This is a genomic window from Streptomyces xanthii (assembly GCF_014621695.1).
Taxonomy (GTDB): Bacteria; Actinomycetota; Actinomycetes; order Streptomycetales; family Streptomycetaceae; genus Streptomyces; species Streptomyces xanthii.
This window is the reverse complement of the sequence record NZ_CP061281.1, coordinates 2445184-2460691: the sequence shown is the minus strand read 5'-3', so window position 1 is coordinate 2460691 and position 15508 is coordinate 2445184. Positions and strand designations below refer to the sequence as shown.

Annotated in this window: 15 protein-coding genes; 7 read left to right on the top strand and 8 right to left on the bottom strand. The window is 72.3% G+C overall.

The features are described 5' to 3' along the window. Window positions 1-206: 206 nt before the first annotated feature. From IAG42_RS11025 to IAG42_RS11015, 3 genes are all read right to left on the bottom strand, one after another. The gene (locus IAG42_RS11025) at window positions 207-2081 is read right to left on the bottom strand and encodes a glycoside hydrolase family 18 chitinase (protein WP_188336846.1); all 1875 of its coding nucleotides are present in this window, start codon (window positions 2079-2081) and stop codon (window positions 207-209) included. A 193-nt stretch (window positions 2082-2274) separates the two neighbouring features. After that, window positions 2275-2919, bottom strand: coding sequence for a response regulator (locus IAG42_RS11020; protein ID WP_188341306.1), 645 nt, complete (start codon window positions 2917-2919; stop codon window positions 2275-2277). A 5-nt stretch (window positions 2920-2924) separates the two neighbouring features. Continuing rightward, window positions 2925-4115, bottom strand: a complete 1191-nt coding sequence (locus IAG42_RS11015; protein WP_188336845.1) for a sensor histidine kinase — start codon at window positions 4113-4115, stop codon at window positions 2925-2927. Window positions 4116-4285: 170 nt separating this feature from the next. Here IAG42_RS11015 and IAG42_RS11010 point away from each other — a divergent pair, with 170 nt between their 5' ends. Then, complete coding sequence (locus tag IAG42_RS11010) at window positions 4286-4837, top strand: hypothetical protein (RefSeq protein ID WP_188336844.1); 552 nt, start codon at window positions 4286-4288, stop codon at window positions 4835-4837. 172 nt (window positions 4838-5009) lie between these two features. Here the strand turns inward: IAG42_RS11010 and IAG42_RS11005 are convergent, their stop codons facing one another. The 3 genes from IAG42_RS11005 to IAG42_RS10995 are packed head-to-tail and all read right to left on the bottom strand — an operon-like array spanning window position 5010 to window position 7139. Continuing rightward, window positions 5010-5582 (bottom strand): cob(I)yrinic acid a,c-diamide adenosyltransferase, encoded by a 573-nt coding sequence (locus IAG42_RS11005; RefSeq protein WP_188336843.1) that lies wholly within the window; start codon window positions 5580-5582, stop codon window positions 5010-5012. 13 nt (window positions 5583-5595) lie between these two features. After that, window positions 5596-6351 (bottom strand): ABC transporter permease, encoded by a 756-nt coding sequence (locus IAG42_RS11000; protein ID WP_188341305.1) that lies wholly within the window; start codon window positions 6349-6351, stop codon window positions 5596-5598. A 5-nt stretch (window positions 6352-6356) separates the two neighbouring features. Next, window positions 6357-7139 (bottom strand): ABC transporter ATP-binding protein, encoded by a 783-nt coding sequence (locus IAG42_RS10995; RefSeq protein WP_188336842.1) that lies wholly within the window; start codon window positions 7137-7139, stop codon window positions 6357-6359. 81 nt (window positions 7140-7220) lie between these two features. On the opposite strand from IAG42_RS10995, the gene IAG42_RS10990 reads away from it, so the two are divergent. From IAG42_RS10990 to IAG42_RS10975, 4 genes are all read left to right on the top strand, one after another. Continuing rightward, on the top strand, window positions 7221-7859 hold the full coding sequence (locus IAG42_RS10990; RefSeq protein ID WP_188336841.1) for a TetR/AcrR family transcriptional regulator: 639 nt from the start codon (window positions 7221-7223) through the stop codon (window positions 7857-7859). Between the two features lie 191 nt (window positions 7860-8050). Continuing rightward, window positions 8051-8902: a 3-hydroxyacyl-CoA dehydrogenase family protein gene (locus tag IAG42_RS10985; protein WP_188336840.1), complete on the top strand. Its 852-nt coding sequence runs from the start codon at window positions 8051-8053 to the stop codon at window positions 8900-8902. A 183-nt stretch (window positions 8903-9085) separates the two neighbouring features. Continuing rightward, a complete protein-coding gene (locus IAG42_RS10980) occupies window positions 9086-9409 on the top strand; it encodes an STAS domain-containing protein (RefSeq protein ID WP_188336839.1) in 324 nt (107 codons plus the stop codon). A 264-nt stretch (window positions 9410-9673) separates the two neighbouring features. Beyond that, window positions 9674-12142 carry an ATP-binding protein gene (locus IAG42_RS10975; RefSeq protein ID WP_188336838.1) on the top strand — a complete coding sequence of 823 codons (2469 nt, stop codon included), beginning with the start codon at window positions 9674-9676 and terminating at the stop codon, window positions 12140-12142. A gap of 291 nt (window positions 12143-12433) precedes the next feature. On the opposite strand, the gene nucS is transcribed toward IAG42_RS10975, so the two are convergent. Beyond that, window positions 12434-13105: an endonuclease NucS gene (gene nucS, locus IAG42_RS10970; protein WP_188336837.1), complete on the bottom strand. Its 672-nt coding sequence runs from the start codon at window positions 13103-13105 to the stop codon at window positions 12434-12436. A 288-nt stretch (window positions 13106-13393) separates the two neighbouring features. Between nucS and IAG42_RS10965 the strand changes: the two genes are divergently transcribed. After that, window positions 13394-13786, top strand: a complete 393-nt coding sequence (locus IAG42_RS10965) for an SCO5389 family protein (protein ID WP_188336836.1) — start codon at window positions 13394-13396, stop codon at window positions 13784-13786. 128 nt (window positions 13787-13914) lie between these two features. Here IAG42_RS10965 and IAG42_RS10960 read toward each other — a convergent pair whose 3' ends face one another. After that, window positions 13915-14949 (bottom strand): LLM class flavin-dependent oxidoreductase, encoded by a 1035-nt coding sequence (locus IAG42_RS10960; protein WP_188336835.1) that lies wholly within the window; start codon window positions 14947-14949, stop codon window positions 13915-13917. 220 nt (window positions 14950-15169) lie between these two features. Here IAG42_RS10960 and IAG42_RS10955 point away from each other — a divergent pair, with 220 nt between their 5' ends. Then, window positions 15170-15496: an ATP/GTP-binding protein gene (locus IAG42_RS10955; RefSeq protein WP_188336834.1), complete on the top strand. Its 327-nt coding sequence runs from the start codon at window positions 15170-15172 to the stop codon at window positions 15494-15496. Window positions 15497-15508 lie beyond the last annotated feature (12 nt).

Below are 15508 nucleotides of genomic sequence, written 5' to 3'. Positions count from 1 at the left end.
TGAAATGCAGACGCTTCGCGTCGCATTTCCCCGATGGGGCACCGCCCCGATGGAGATCGCGTACGAAGTGCGCATCTCCAGGGGCGCGGGGAACTGCGCGACCAGCCCCCACCGGGCCCGCAGACCCGCTGGAACGTGAAGAAGCCGAGCCGGTGGGGGGCGTTCCCACCGGCTCGGCTTCGGCTTTGGTGCGCGGCGCCCAAGGGCTAGTTCAGGCCGGAGGCGACCGCCGAGACGAGCTCACCGTTGGCCGTGTCTCCCGAGAACTCCCAGAAGAACGCTCCGCCGAGACCCTGCTGCTTGGCCCAGGCCATCTTGGAGCCGATCGTCGCGGGCGTGTCGTAGGACCACCAGTCGGAGCCGCAGAAGGCGTACGCCGTCCCGGCCACCGTGCCGTTCGAGGGGCACTTGGTCTTGAGGACCTTGTAGTCCTCGATGCCCTGCTCGTACGTGCCGGCCGCCGGACCCGTCGCCGTGCCGCCCGGCTCCTTCTGCGTGACGCCGGTCCAGCCGCGCCCGTAGAAGCCGATGCCGAGCAGGAGCTTGGACGCGGGGACGCCCTGGGCCTTGAGCTTGGCGATGGCGTCCGCGGAGGTGAAGCCCTGCTGCGGGATGCCGGAGTACGAGGTGAGCGGGGAGTGCGGGGCGGTCGGGCCCTTGGCCTCCCAGGCGCCGAAGAAGTCGTAGGTCATGACGTTGTACCAGTCGAGGGACTGGCCGGCGCCCGCGTAGTCGGCCTTGTCGATCTTGCCGCCGGACGAGCCGTCGGCGGTGATCGCGGCGGTGACCAGGTTGTTCGCGCCGAACTTGGAGCGTAGCGCCGAGGTCAGCTTCTTCAGGGCGTCCGGACCCGAGGTGTCGCAGGTCAGGCCGCAGGCGTTCGGGTACTCCCAGTCGATGTCGATGCCGTCGAAGACATCGGCCCAGCGCGGGTCCTCGACCAGGTTGTAGCAGGACTCGGCGAACGCGGCCGGGTTCTTCGCGGCCTCACCGAAGCCGCCGGACCAGGTCCAGCCGCCGAAGGACCAGAGGATCTTCAGGTTGGGGTGCTTGGCCTTGAGCTGGCGCAGCTGGTTGAAGGCGCCGCGCAGCGGCTGGTCCCAGGTGTCGGCCACGCCGGAGACGGAGTTGGCGGCGGTGTACGCCATGTCCGTGTCGGCGTAGGCGTCGCCCATGGTGCACTTGCCGCCCTGGACGTTGCCGAAGGCGTAGTTGATGTGCGTGACCTTGGCGGCGGAGCCGGAGGTCTCCAGGTTCTTCGGGTAGTACTGGCGGCCGTAGACGCCCCAGTCGGTGAAGTAGCCCATCTTGACGGCGTCACCCGTGCCGGGGCCCGGGTCGGTGCCGCCTCCGCCGGTGGTGTGCACCTTGACGGCGCCGGAGACCGGGCCGGTCTGGTCGGCGGTGTCGCGGGCCTGGACCGTGTACGAGTAGTCGGTGCCGGCGGTGAGGCCGGTGTCCGTGTACGTGGTCCCGGTGACGGTGGCGACCTTGGCGCCGCCGCGCAGGACGTCGTAGTTCTTGACGCCCTTGTCGTCGGTGGCGGCGGACCAGGACAGCTTCACCGAGGTGTCGGTGATGCCGGAGGCGGTCGGGGTGCCGGGGGCGGTGGGGGCCGTGTCGCCGGGGACGTCGCCGCCGTCGCAGGAGCCGCCGTTGAGCTTGCAGCCGGTGGGAGCGCCGGAGCCGGTGCCGTTGAAGCCGAAGGAGACCGAGGCGCCGGGGGCGAGCGTCCCGTTCCAGGAGAGGTTCTTGGCGGTCCAGTGGTCGGCGGAGTTGGTGACGGTGGCGTCCCAGGCCGAGGTGACCTTGGTGCCGGAGGGGTAGTCCCATTCGACGGTCCAGGAACTGACCGTCGTGGAGCCGGAGTTCTTGATCGTCCACTTGCCTTCGAAGCCGCTGCCCCAGTCCTGGGTCTTGGCGAAGGTGGCGGTGACGGCGGAGGCCTCGGCGGCCGCGTGGGAGGGGGTGGCGAGGCCGACGAGGGCCGCGGCGGGGAGGACGAGGGTGGCCAGCGCGGCGGTGGTTCTGTGCCGCAGTCGCTGCCGGGGGACGGATCTGGGTACGTCGGTCGAGCGCATCGCATGCTCCTCGGGTGTTCCGGGGTTCGTGATGGGGGTGGAACCCTGCGACGCCCATGAGCACCGGGGTGGGGGGTGTGCTCAACGCAGTGCGGCGAGAATAGAAAGGTCTGGACCATCGGTCAAGGTCTAAACCAATTACGGATTCCGGCCAACCTGCCCGGATGGGGCGCCCGTTGACCCCGGACGGGGCCTACAGGCCCAACTCCTGGGCCAGCACCGCCGCCTGGACCCGGCTGCGCAGGCCCAGCTTGCCGAGGAGGCGGCTGACGTGGGTCTTCACGGTCGCCTCCGCCATGTCGAGCCGCGCCGCGACCTCCGCGTTCGACAGGCCTTCGCCGAGGCAGGACAGGACCTCCCGCTCGCGCCGGGTCAGCTCGTCCAACTCCGCGGGAGCGACGGCCGGTTCGGCCCGCGGGCCCGCCGCCGCGAACTCCGCGATCAGCCGGCGCGTCACCGCGGGCGCGATCAGCCCCTCCCCGCGGGCCACCGTCCGCACCGCCTCGATCAGGTCCTTCGCCTCCGTGTTCTTCAGGAGGAACCCGGCCGCGCCCGCGCGCAGCGCCCCGAACACGTACGCGTCCAGGTCGAAGGTGGTCAGCACCAGCACGTCCGCGAGCCCCTCGGCGACGACCGTGCGGGTGGCCGAAACCCCGTCCAGGCGCGGCATCTGCACGTCCATCAGGACCAGATCCGGCCGCAGTTCCCGGGCCAGCGCCACCGCCCGCTCGCCGTCCGTGGCCTCGCCGACCACCTCGATGTCGGGCGCGCTGTTCAGGATGAGGACGAGTCCGGCCCGTACGGCGGACTGGTCCTCGGCCACGAGTACGCGGGTCACGCGGGTCACGCGAGGTCTCCTTCGAGGGGTGCGGGGCGGGTCAGGGGCAGTACCGCGCGGACCCGCCAGACCGGGCCGGCGGGGGAGTCCTCGGGGCCCGCGCTGAAGCTGCCGTCGAGCAGCGCGGCGCGCTCCCGCATGCCGACGAGCCCAGCCCCGGAACCGGGCGCGCGCGGCCCGTCGCGGTCCCCGAACGGGCTGGTGACCCGCACCTCGACCTGCTCGCCGGTGCGGTCGACCTCGACCGTGACGGGGCCGGGGGAGGCGTGCTTGAGCGCGTTGGTGAGGGACTCCTGGACGATGCGGTACGCGGCCAGCTCCACCGGGGCCGGCAGTCCGTCCACGGAGCCGGTCACGGCGGACTCGGCGTCGAGCCCGTTGGCGCGGGCCTGGTCGACGAGCGCGGACAGCCCGTCCAGGGTGGGCGCGGCGACCGGCTCGGCGTCGCCGCCCGCGTCCCGCAGGATGCCGATGAGGCGGCGCATCTCGGCCAGTCCGTCCACGCTGTTCTCCCGGATCGTCTCCAGGGCGCCGCGCGTGGTCGCCGCGTCGTCGATGGACAGCGCGGCCGTCGAATGGATCGCGATGGCGGAGAGATGGTTCGCCACCATGTCGTGCAGCTCGCGGGCCATCCGGGCGCGCTCGGCCGTGACCGCCTGCGCCCGGTCCACCTCGGCGAGCAGCGCGGTCTGTTCCGCGCGCAGCCGCTCGGCGGCCGCCCGGTCCCGGTGGCCGCGCACCAGCAGGCCGGTGGCCGCGGGCCCGAACGAGACGAGCCCCGTCGCGACCCCGACCAGCACCGCCTCCGGCTGCCGCCACCAGGCCAGGAAGCCCAGCGTCGCCCCGACCGTCAGCAGACCCGTCACCACCGGGAGGCGGCGCGCCATGGCCGGCGGCCCGTACAGGGCGCCCGCGTACATCAGGTCCGTGAACATGAGCACCGTCGCCAGACTGCCCCGGGTGAACTGGTCGGCGATCAGCGCGACCGTCCCCAGGAGCACGGCCGTCCGCGGCCGCGTCCGGCGCAGCAGCTCCAGGCCCGACATCGCGACGAGCGGCACGAGCAGCCACGCGCCGTCGAGGACCCGGCCGGGGTTCATGGCGAGCCCGAGCCCCCACAGCACGAGCCCGCCGAGCAGCCCGCCGACCGCGATCCGTACGTCGTCGCGGTGCGGGCGGGGGAGCGCGAGATGCATGCCCCCATCCAACACGCAGGGCGCGGCACGGGCATGGTGCCGCGGGACGAAGCCGGGCGCGCCCCGGCTACATCGAAGGATGCAGTCGCGATTCGTCACCGGTGACGACGAAAGAGCGGCACCCGGCACGGAACCTGAAAGGGAGCCTGCACCGGAAAGGGGCATCCACCGTGGTCGCCGTACTGATCGTCATCTGCGAGGTCGCCTTCTGGGTGCTGCTCGCCGCCGGTCTCGCCCTGCGCTACTGGGCGAAGATGCCGCGCGCGAGCGTCGCCGTCCTGCTGTGCGAACCGCTGCTCGAGGTGCTGCTCTTCGTCGTCACCGTCATCGACCTGAAGAACGGCGCCGAACCCGACTGGAAGCACGGCCTGGCCGCCGCGTACATCGGCTACTCGATCGCGCTCGGCCATTACACGATCCAGTGGGTGGACGTCCGCGTCGCCCACCGCTTCGCGGGCGGCCCGCCGCCGAGCACCCCGAAGTACGGGGCGGCGCGGGCCGTCCACGAGTGGAAGATCGCCGGCCTGTGGACGCTGGCCTCGCTCATCGCGATGGGCCTGCTCCAGGGCGCCGTCTGGTACGTCGGCGGCGACGGCGACGTGAGCTCCCTGCGGGCCTGGCAGCAGAAGATGCTCGTCGTCATCGCCCTCAACGTGATCATCGCGGGCAGTTACACCCTGTTCCCGAAGAAGGCTCCCGCGGCGTCCGTGACGAAGGGCTAGGGCGTGTGTCGAAAGTCCCGCCTGCCCCGCGGCGCCCGGCACGCACGCTCGCGGCGTTGCCGAAACGACCTAATAGCTCCGCTATGAGGACGCTCCGGCGCCTTGCGATCGCACGCACCGGACACCGCGGGGCCCGCCCTTCGGGCGGACGACGGGACTTTCGACACACGCCCTAGCGTTCGCCGCCCGGCACCCACAGCACGTCCCCGACCTCCTGGTTCGCCGTACGGGCGAGGATGAACAGGAGGTCGGAGAGGCGGTTGAGGTACGTGGCGGTCAGCGGGTTCATCGTCTCGCCGTGCACCTCCATCGCCGCCCAGGTGGACCGCTCGGCCCGGCGCACGACGGTGCAGGCCTGGTGGAGCAGGGCCGCTCCCGCGGTGCCGCCGGGCAGGATGAACGAGCGCAGCTTCTCCAGCCGCTCGTTGAAGCGGTCGCAGTCCGCCTCCAGCTTGTCCACGTAGAACTGCTCGACCCGCAGCGGCGGGTACTCCGGGTTCTCCACGACCGGCGTCGACAGGTCGGCGCCCACGTCGAACAGGTCGTTCTGCACGCGCGTCAGCACCGCCACGACCTCCTCGTCGAGGCCGCCGAGGGCGATCGCCGTGCCGATCACGGCGTTGGCCTCGTTGGCGTCCGCGTACGCCGAGATCCGCAGATCGGTCTTGGCGGTGCGGCTCATGTCGCCGAGGGCGGTGGTGCCCTGGTCGCCGGTCCGGGTGTAGATGCGCGTCAGATTGACCATGCCGCCAGGGTAGTTATGCTCCGGCCCGCCGGAAGACACGTGTGCCCACCGTCACGGCGAGTCCGGCGAACACGAGCGCGACCAGCGTCCCGGAGAGCATGTGCGCCGTCGCGTACGAGCCCACGTACGCGTCCCGCATCGCGTCCACGAGATAGCGCAGCGGCATCACGTGCGACAGGACGTCCAGCCAGCCCGGCGCGAGCGCCATCGGCAGCATCAGCCCGGACAGCAGCATCGACGGCATGCTCACCGCGTTGACGACCGGCCCGAACTCCTGCGGCGTGCGGACCCGCAGCGCGAGCGCGTACGAGAGCGAGGCCAGGGACACCACGACGAGCGCCACGAAGCCGAAGCCGATCAGGATCCCGGCGAGCGGGGCGCGCAGGCCGAGCGCCAGCGCGGTCAGGACGAGCAGCGCGCCCTGGAAGACGAACAGGGCCGTGTCCCGCAGGACCCTGCCGAGCAGCAGCGCGAGCCGGCTGACCGGGGTGACGCGCATCCGCTCCACGACGCCGTGGTTGTTCTCCAGGATGATGGCGAATCCGCAGAACGAGGCGCCGAACAGGCCGAGCTGGAGCAGCAGGCCGGGCACCAGGACCTGCCAGGAGCTGCCGCTGGAGCCGAGCGGCAGACCGGTGAGCAGGGGGCCGAAGAAGAGCAGGTAGAGCAGCGGCATGAGGATGCCGAAGAGCATCTGGAAGCGCGAGGAGAGGGTCTGCCGGGCGTACCGGCCGAAGATCAGCGCCGTGTCGGAGATCAGGGTCCGCATCGTGCTCACACCGCCACCGGGGTCGGGTCGACGGGCGCGGGTCCGCGTCCCGTGATGGCCAGGAACGTGTCCTGGAGCGAGGCGCCGGCCGAACCGCCGTACGCGCGCTTGAGCGCGTCCGGCGTGCCCTCCGCCGCCACGACACCCCCGTCCACGACCACGATCCGGTCCGCGAGGGCGTCCGCCTCGTCGAGATAGTGGGTGGTCAGGAACACCGTCGTGCCGTGCGCGTCGCGCAGCCCGCGCACCAGGTCCCACAGATCGGCGCGGCTGCCCGGGTCGAGCCCGGTCGTCGGCTCGTCCAGGAAGAGGACCGCGGGGCGGTGCGTGAGCCCCATCGCGAGGTCGAGGCGCCGGCGCTGCCCGCCGGAGAGCGCGCCCGTGCGGCGGTCCATGAGCGCGCCGAGCCCGAGGTCGGCGGCCAGCTCCTCGGCCCGGTCCCGCGCCTGAGCCTTCGTCAGCCCGTACAGGCGGCCCTGGGTGACGAGCTCCTCGCGCACCGAGACGGTCGGGTCGACGCCGCCGGACTGCGCCACGTAGCCCACCGCGCGCCGCACGCCCGCCGGGTCGGTGACGAGGTCGCAGCCCGCGACGGTGGCGGCGCCCCCGGTCGGCGCGAGGAGCGTGGTGAGCATGCGCAGGGTGGTCGTCTTGCCCGCCCCGTTCGGCCCGAGGAAGCCGAGGATCTCGCCGGCGGGGACCCGCAGGTCGATGCCCCGGACCGCCTCCACGGGCCCCTGCCTGGTCATGAAGGTCCGGGCGAGCCCGGACGTGCTGATGACTGCCATGGGCGCAAGAAAAACAGAGTCACTTAAATTTTGCAACGTCCCCAAAAATTGATGGACCTCAGGAACGGCTAGGCTCGGGACATGGCAGAAGGGCTCAGGGAGCGGAAGAAGCGCCGGACCAGGCAGTACATCTCGGACGTCGCGACCGGGCTGTTCCTGGAGCGCGGCTTCGACGCGGTGACCGTCGCGGAGGTCGCGGACGCCGCGGACGTCTCCGTGAACACGGTCTACAACTACTTCCCGGCCAAGGAGGACCTGTTCCTCGACCGCAGCGCCGGCGTCGTCGACCGGATGTCGCGCTGGGTGCGCGGCCGGGCCGTGGGGGAGTCCGCGGCCCGGGCCGTTCTGCGCGAACTGCGCGAAGAGGTCGAATCCGTGTCGCCGCGCGTGGGCCTGATGGACGGTTACTCCCGGTTCATGCGTGTCCTGCACGACGCCCCGACCCTGCGCTCCCGCATGTGGCGGCTGTCCCAGGAGGTCCTGGAGAACATCGAGGAGACCCTGCGCGAGGAGGTCGGCGCCGACCCGCTCGACCCGCGCCCCACCCTCGTCGCCGGCCAGATCAACTGGGTGCACCAGACGGTCATGGGGGAGATCGGCCGCCGCATGATGGCGGGCGGCCGCCCCGACGAGGTCTCCCGCGAGATGCTCGACGTCCTCGACGACATCGAGGACCTGTTGAGCGACAAGGTGCTCAACTACGCCGTACGCGGCGCGTGATGGGCGCGAGGTCCCGCCGATGCGCCGTACCGGTGTGATGTCCGTCATTCGAGACGTGACGCGCATCTCTTAGCGGCCACACGGCCCCTCACGGACGCTAAGGTCCGCAAAAGAGCAATGTGAACAGTGGTTAAGCGGTATGCGCCGGCACGCTCGGCGGTACGGCGCTTTCGCGGTTAGGGGAGTCGCACGTGGCAGGGAAGCTCGCCGTCATCGGCGCCGGTCTCATGGGGTCCGGCATCGCCCAGGTATCGGCCCAGGCCGGCTGGGACGTCGTCCTGCGCGACGTCACCGACGAGGCCCTCGCCCGGGGCACCGGCGGGATCAAGGCGTCGTACGACAAGTTCGTGAGCAAGGGCAAGCTGAGCGCCGAGGACGCCGAGGCGGCGCTCGGGCGCATCACCACGACGACGGATCTGGACGCCGCCGCCGACGCCGACATCGTCGTCGAGGCCGTCTTCGAGAAGCTCGAGGTCAAGCACGACATCTTCCGCACGCTCGACAAGATCGTGCGGGACGACGCCGTGCTCGCGTCCAACACCTCCGCCATCCCGATCACCAAGATCGCGGCGGTCACCGAGCACCCCGAGCGGGTCGTCGGAGCGCACTTCTTCTCGCCCGTCCCGATGATGCAGCTGTGCGAGCTGGTGCGCGGCTACAAGACGAGTGACGAAACGCTCGCGAAGACCCGGGAGTTCGCCGAGTCCGTCGGCAAGACCTGCATCGTCGTCAACCGCGACGTGGCCGGCTTCGTGACGACCCGTCTCATCTCCGCCCTCGTCGTCGAGGCCGCGAAGCTGTACGAGTCGGGCGTCGCCACCGCCGAGGACATCGACATCGCCTGCAAGCTGGGCTTCGGGCACGCGATGGGCCCGCTCGCCACGGCCGACCTCACGGGCGTCGACATCCTGCTGCACGCCACCGAGAACATCTACACGGAGTCCCAGGACGAGAAGTTCGCGCCGCCGGAGCTGATGCGCCGGATGGTGGACGCGGGTGACATCGGCCGCAAGAGCGGGCAGGGCTTCTACAAGCACGGCTGAACGCACGATCGAACGCGGGCCTGACGCCATGTCACCCCTCGGGGTGATTTCGGTATCGGTTCGCTTACGGACGGCAACTTCTGACGCCTCGCGCCAGTCAGTTGCAGTGACATACCCAGATCACCTGGATCACCCAGATCGCCTGGATCACACGGACACCTCTCGTACTCAGGGGGAGCGCATATGCACATCAGGGGCGACCACGCCGAGCTGGTCGTCGGGGGGCGCCTCGACGTCCGCAGCGCGGCGGACGCCCGTACGGTCCTGCACACTGCCGTCGACGACGGCATCGGTGATCTGGTGCTCGACCTGTCCGGACTGGACTCGTGGGACGCGACCGGTCTGGGCGTCATCATGGGCGCCCACCGGCGCGCCGGCCGCTGCGGCCGGCGCCTCGTGCTGAGAGGCGTACCGGCGCAGATGCAGCGCCTGCTGGTCGCGACGCGACTGCACCGGATCCTGGCCATCGAGGGCGGCATCGGCGTGGAGTCGCTGCCGCGCGTCTGAGCTCCGGACGGCGAAAAGACGGCCCAGGGCCCCGGGCCCACGGATGAATCGTTCATTCCAGTGGGAAGCGCGCACAATCCTCACGAGACTGTGATGTCTCGGGCGCCGCGGCACCCCGCGTGTTCGTAGATACTGTGCCAAGGTCTAGGGTTCGGTCGCCCGCGGTACGACACCCGCCGCGCGGGCACCGGACCAGAAGCGACAGCGCAGTGTGCACAGGCCGGGAGGGGCAGCGGCACACCACGCTTTTGGGGGGCTTTGACCATGGACCCGATCAACCGGGGACCGGAAGATTTCGGCCAGGACCGGCCGGGTGGCGACACGCCCGGCCACGGGGGCCGGACACGGCCGCCACGCGACCCCGTCACGCCCGACTTCGGCCAGCCCGCGCCCGCGCTCGCCCGCACGGTGCAGCTGGTCTCCGGCGACTTCCTGCTGACCGTCAACCCCGTCGACGGCAGCGAGATCGAGCCCTGCCCGCCCGGCGAGCGCCCGGGCCGGCCCGTCAAGTACGACGCCACCGAGCGCGCCGAACGGGCGCGCGCGGCCCGCCCGCCGCTGCCGCCGGGCCCCGCGCTGCCCCGGCTCCCGCTCCTGGAGCGCCAGGAGGTCCGTGAGCGCCTCGTCCGGCTGCTCGCCCGCGGTCGCTCCGTACGCCTGACCGGACCCTCCGGCTCGGGCCGCACCGCGCTGCTCGACCAGCTCGCCGACGACTGCCTCGACATCGCGCCCGACGGAGTCATCCGGCTCTCCGGCCACCGCCGCTCCGCCACCGACCTCCTGTACGACCTCTTCGGCACCGTCTACAACGCGCCGCTGCACCGCCCCGACCGCGCGCTCCTGCTCGAACTCGTCCGCGGCATAGGCGCCGTCGTCCTCCTGGACGACCTCGAGTTCGGCGGCGACGCGCTCGACGAGCTTCTCGACGCCACGCCCGAGTGCGCTTTCCTGCTCGCCGCCACACCCGACGTCGCCGCCCCCTCCGCCGACGCCCACGTCGAGGAGGTCCTCCTCGAAGGCCTCGGCCGCGGCGGCAGCCTGGAGCTCCTGGAGCGCGCCGTCGGCCGCGTGCTCACCGACGAAGAGACCCAGTGGGCCGGCGACCTGTGGTTCGAGTCCGAGGGACTCCCGCTGCGCTTCGCCCAGGCCGGAGCCCTGCTCCGCCAGCGCGACCGGCTGAGCGCCGCGTCGAGCGCCTTCGACGACCTCAGCGTCTTCGACGCCCCCGCCGCCGCCGACGCGGCGCCGGACGCACCCGTCGACGGAGCGGGCGGGTCGGACGTGCCGCTGCCCTCGCTCGCCGAGGGCGCCGCGCCCGCCGCGCTGCTCGCCTCCCGGCTGAGCGCCTCGGCCCGCGACACCCTTCGCTTCGCCGTCCTGCTCGGCGGCGAGATCCCGCACCAGGCGCACCTGCCCGCGCTCGTCGGCGACACGCACGCCGACGCCGCCCTCGCCGAGCTCGTCTCGAGTGCCCTCGTCACCTCCGTCGGCGGCCACTACCGGCTCGCGTCCGGCGTCCGCACCCAGCTGGAGGGCGTGGGCTACGGCGACGACAGTGCCGAGCGCGCCCGCACCGCCGCCCTCCACTACGCCTGGTGGGCCGGACACCCCTCCGTCGGGCCCGAGCGGGTCGCCGCCGAGAGCGACGCCGTCCTTGCCGCGCTGAGCGCCCTGCTGCCCCTGACGGCCCCGCCCGCCGAGGGCGAGACCAGTCCCGCCGTGGAGCTGGCCCGTGCCGCCGCGCCCGCGTTCGCCGCCGGGCTCGCCTGGAGCGCCTGGGAGCGCGCCCTGCGAGCCGGCCAGGAGGCGACCCGGCTGGCCGGGGACGTACCCGAAGAGGCCTACTTCCACCACGAGTTGGGCATCCTCGCGCTGCTCGGCGGGCAGCTCGACCGCGCCCGCGCCGAACTGGAGGCCTCCATCGGGCTGCGCGGCGCCCTCGCCGACAAGCGCGGCACGATAGCGGGCCGGCGCGCGCTCGCCCTGGTCGCGGACCGCTCCGGCGGCGTCCTGCCCGGCGGCCGCACCGCCGCGGGCGAGGAGGTCCCCGACGCGATGCACGAGGAGTCCGCGTCGCCGCCCGCCGGCATCCCCGCGGCCTCCGCCCTCTACGCCGCCCCGCCGCGCGAGCCGGAGACGCTGGTGAGCCGGCAGGCCGCCGTGCCGCCCGCGCCCGTCGTCGACGGCGGGCGGGAGCCTGCCCGCAAGTCCCTCGTCAGCGGCACCCGGCGCAACCTCGTCGCGGCCGGGGCCGGGGCGCTGCTCGTCGCCGTGCTCGGCACCGTCGTGACGCTCGGCGCCACGTCCAGCAACGAGCCGCCCTCCGACAGCGTCGGCACCCGTCCGACGGCCTCCGTGGACGACGGCGGCGACGGGCTCGTCACGGACCCGGTGGATCCCGCCGCCACCGGGGACGGGGCCTCGGCGCGGCCGGGCGACACCGGCGCCTCCGGATCGCCCACACCCTCGGACTCGGCCAGCGGATCGCCCTCCGGGGAGCCGAGCGAGTCCGCGTCGTCGGACGCCCCCTCTCAGTCGCCCACGAAGTCTCCGACGAAGAAGCCCACCACCAAGCCGCCGACGACCACGAGGCCGCCGACGACCAAGCCTCCGACGTCCTCGGCCCCGCCGACCTCCCAGCCGCCCTCGTCCTCGCCGCCGGCGACCGACACCGGCGCCCCACCGGAGTCGGCCCCCGGCGCCTCCGACTCCGGCTCGGCGGAGGCTTCGTAGGGGAGCGGGGTCGTGTCGGTGTACGGCTCCGCCACGTGGACACGGCGGAGCCGCAGAAGACCGCAGACGCGTCGGTGTCCTGAGCTCCGCCGCCCGCTGTGCCGCCCTCGTCCGACGCGCCTGGAGCCTCCGATTCCGGCTCCGGGGAGGCTTCGTAGGGGCGGCGCGGAGCCGTATCGGCGTGCGGCCTCCCCGGCGCCCCCTTCGGCTCCGCCGAAGTCCCGTGGCGGGCGGTGCCGGTCACGGAAAAGCCGCAGACGCTGAGCGTCTGCGGCTTTCGTCTCGGGGTGCTCAGAACAGGCGGAGCTTGTCGTCCTCGATGCCGCGCAGGGCGTTGTAGTCGAGGACGGCGCAGCCGATGCCGCGGTCCGTCGCGAGGACACGGGCCTGCGGCTTGATCTCCTGGGCGGCGAAGATGCCGCGGACCGGCGCCAGGTGCGGGTCCCGGTTCAAGAGCTCGAGGTAGCGGGTGAGTTGCTCGACGCCGTCGATCTCACCACGCCGCTTGATCTCGACCGCCACGGTCTGCCCGTCGGCGTCCCGGCACAGGATGTCGACCGGCCCGATCGCGGTCATGTACTCGCGCCGGATCAGCGAGTAGCCCTCGCCGAGCGTCTCGATGCGGTCGGCGAGCAGCTCCTGGAGGTGCGCTTCCACGCCGTCCTTGATGAGACCCGGGTCCACGCCCAGCTCGTGCGAGGAGTCGTGGAGGATCTCCTCCATCGTGATGATCAGTTTCTCGCCCGCTTTGTTGATGACGGTCCACGTGCCCTCGTCGTCGCCGCTGCCCTCCTTCAGGGTGCACGGCGGGGACATCCAGTTGAGGGGCTTGTAGGCCCGGTCGTCCGCGTGGATGGAGACACTGCCGTCCGCCTTCACGAGGATCAGGCGGGGTGCCGACGGGAGATGGGCGGTGAGCCGGCCCGCGTAGTCCACGGAGCAGCGGGCGATGACAAGACGCATGGTCGGCAACGCTACTCGACCCGGACCGGTCCGCGCACTTCGCCCGGGGACGCCCCCTGCGCCCCCTCACGGTCCACCCCTTTTGTTCCGGTAGCCGCCTGTTCGGCAATGGCCGGTTGTGTACGAACCGTACGCGCTACGCCCTGTTGTCGTCCGGTTGCGTTGCTTACCGTAGAAGCAGGAGGTCGCGACGCGTGCACGCTGCGTGTTCGCTGCGCTGTGCGTGCCGCGGGCTCCCGGCCTGTCCGTCAACCCCCGCCATCCCGCGGGGGTGCGAGAGGAGAACCCATGTCGCTCGACGTCTCACCGGCCCTGTTGGAACAGGCCGAGCGAGGCGAGGTCGACGAAGCCGACTTCGTCGACTGCGTCCGGACCTCCCTGCCTTACGCCTGGGAGATGATCAGCTCCCTGGTGGCCCAGCTGAAGGTCGACGGCGGCCCCTTCGCCGACAACCAGACGCCGCCGCCGGACGAGCAGGCACGCGGCCAGCTGCTGCGTGCGCTCGCGAGCGACGCGATACGCGGCGCCCTGCAGCGGCACTTCGGGGTGCGGCTCGCGTTCCAGAACTGCCACCGGGTCGCGGTCTTCCCGCAGGACCCCGCGGTGGACGAGACGCTGGCCCGCTTCACCTCGGCCCGTAACCAGCTGCTCAACCAGTCGCCCGAGCTGCGCGACTGCTGACGGCCGGGGCCGACTTCCGTTTGCCGCCCCGTACCCGGGAGGTGCATCTGTACCGGGCGGCAAGCACCACCGCCGTACCGGCATGCCCCGCGCCGCTTCCTGCCCGACCCGAGGGACCACCCGGCCGGTCAGTCGAGCTGCACCAGCACCTCGGCTCCCAGGCGTCGTACGTTCTCCTCCGTCGCCGCGAGATCGCCGGATCCCTCGACCAGCAGCGCGAAGCGCGAGATGCCCGTCCGCTCGGACGTGGCGGCCAGCCGGTCCGCGCACAGCTGCGGCGTGCCCACGGGGTGCAGCCCGCACAGCAACTCCGTGTACGCGTGCGGGTCACGCATCGCGCGCGCCCGCCCGTCCACCGTCACATGTGCGTCCAGGCCTTGTTTCAGCCAACCCGGCATCGCCTTCAGAAGCGTCTCCACGGCCTCCCGGCGCGTGTCACCGATCTGGGCGACACCGGCCGCCACATGAGGCGCCGTGAGGATCTCCTCGGCGTCGCGGCCGGCCTCCCGGGCGCAGCGCCGCCACAGCGCGACCATCTCCGCCTTGTCCTCGTCCCCGATGTGCATGCCGAGCAGCATCGGCAGGCCCCGCTCGGCCGCGAGCCGCACCGTCTTCGGCGAGGTGCAGGCCACGACGACCTCGGGCCCGGCGGGCGCCGCCCCCTCGATCGCCTCCGCGGGCCGCGGCACGACGGCGACCTCGCGGAAGCCGAACCGCTCGCCCTCACCCGCCACACGGGACTCGCTCAGCCAGCGCAGCAGCAGGTCCAGGGACTCAGGGAAGCCCGACTCGTACGCCGCGAGGCCACTGCCGAACACCTCCAGGTCCACCCACGGCCCGCCGCGCCCGACACCCAGCGAGAAGCGCCCGCCGGAGGTCAGGTGCAGCAGCGCCGCCTGCTCGCCCAGGGCCACCGGATGGACCGTCGGCAGCACGCTCACGGCGGTGCCGACGCGCAGCGTCCGGGTGCGGCCGAGCAGCAGCGCGGCCAGCGTGATCGCCGACGGGCACGTCCCGTACGGCACGAAGTGGTGCTCCGCGAGCCACACGGAGTCCAGGCCCGCCTCCTCGGCGACCTCGGCCGACCGCACCGCACGGTGCAGCGCCTCTCCCTGCCCCTGGCCCGGGAACTGGGCTGCCAGTACAAACGTTCCTACGCGCATCGCACTCCTGCCTTCCGTGGCGCCGACGCGGGCACTCCCCCTGAGGGCAATAACGGGTGGCAAGTGCCAAAGACACGGCTGTGCGGGAAGATTGGCGGATTTTCCCAAGATCCCCTCGAACGGGCCCCGGCCGTGACGAGGGTGACGACCGTCGGGTACCCGCCGCGCGCCGGGCTACGCTGGACGGGACCCCTGCCCCGCAGCACCCGTGAGGTGAGCCGTGTCCCCGCGTCGTAACCGCCCCCACTCCGGCGGACCGTCCGGCAGCAGCGAGGACGAGGGGAGGCGGTACGGCGGGTTCCAGTCCACCGAGAGCTGGCAGGGCGAGGAGTGGAGCGTGCGGCACGTCGCGGGCGCGAGCGCCGCCGGCAAGACGTACCGCTGTCCCGGCTGCGACCAGGAGATCGCCTCGGGCGTCGCCCACGTCGTGGCCTGGCCCGAGTACGGGGGAGTGGACGACCGGCGGCACTGGCACAAGGCGTGCTGGAACGCGAAGGACCGCCGCACCACGAAGGTGCAGCGGTCCCGGAACGCGCCGCGCCACTGAGGGCGGGCAAAA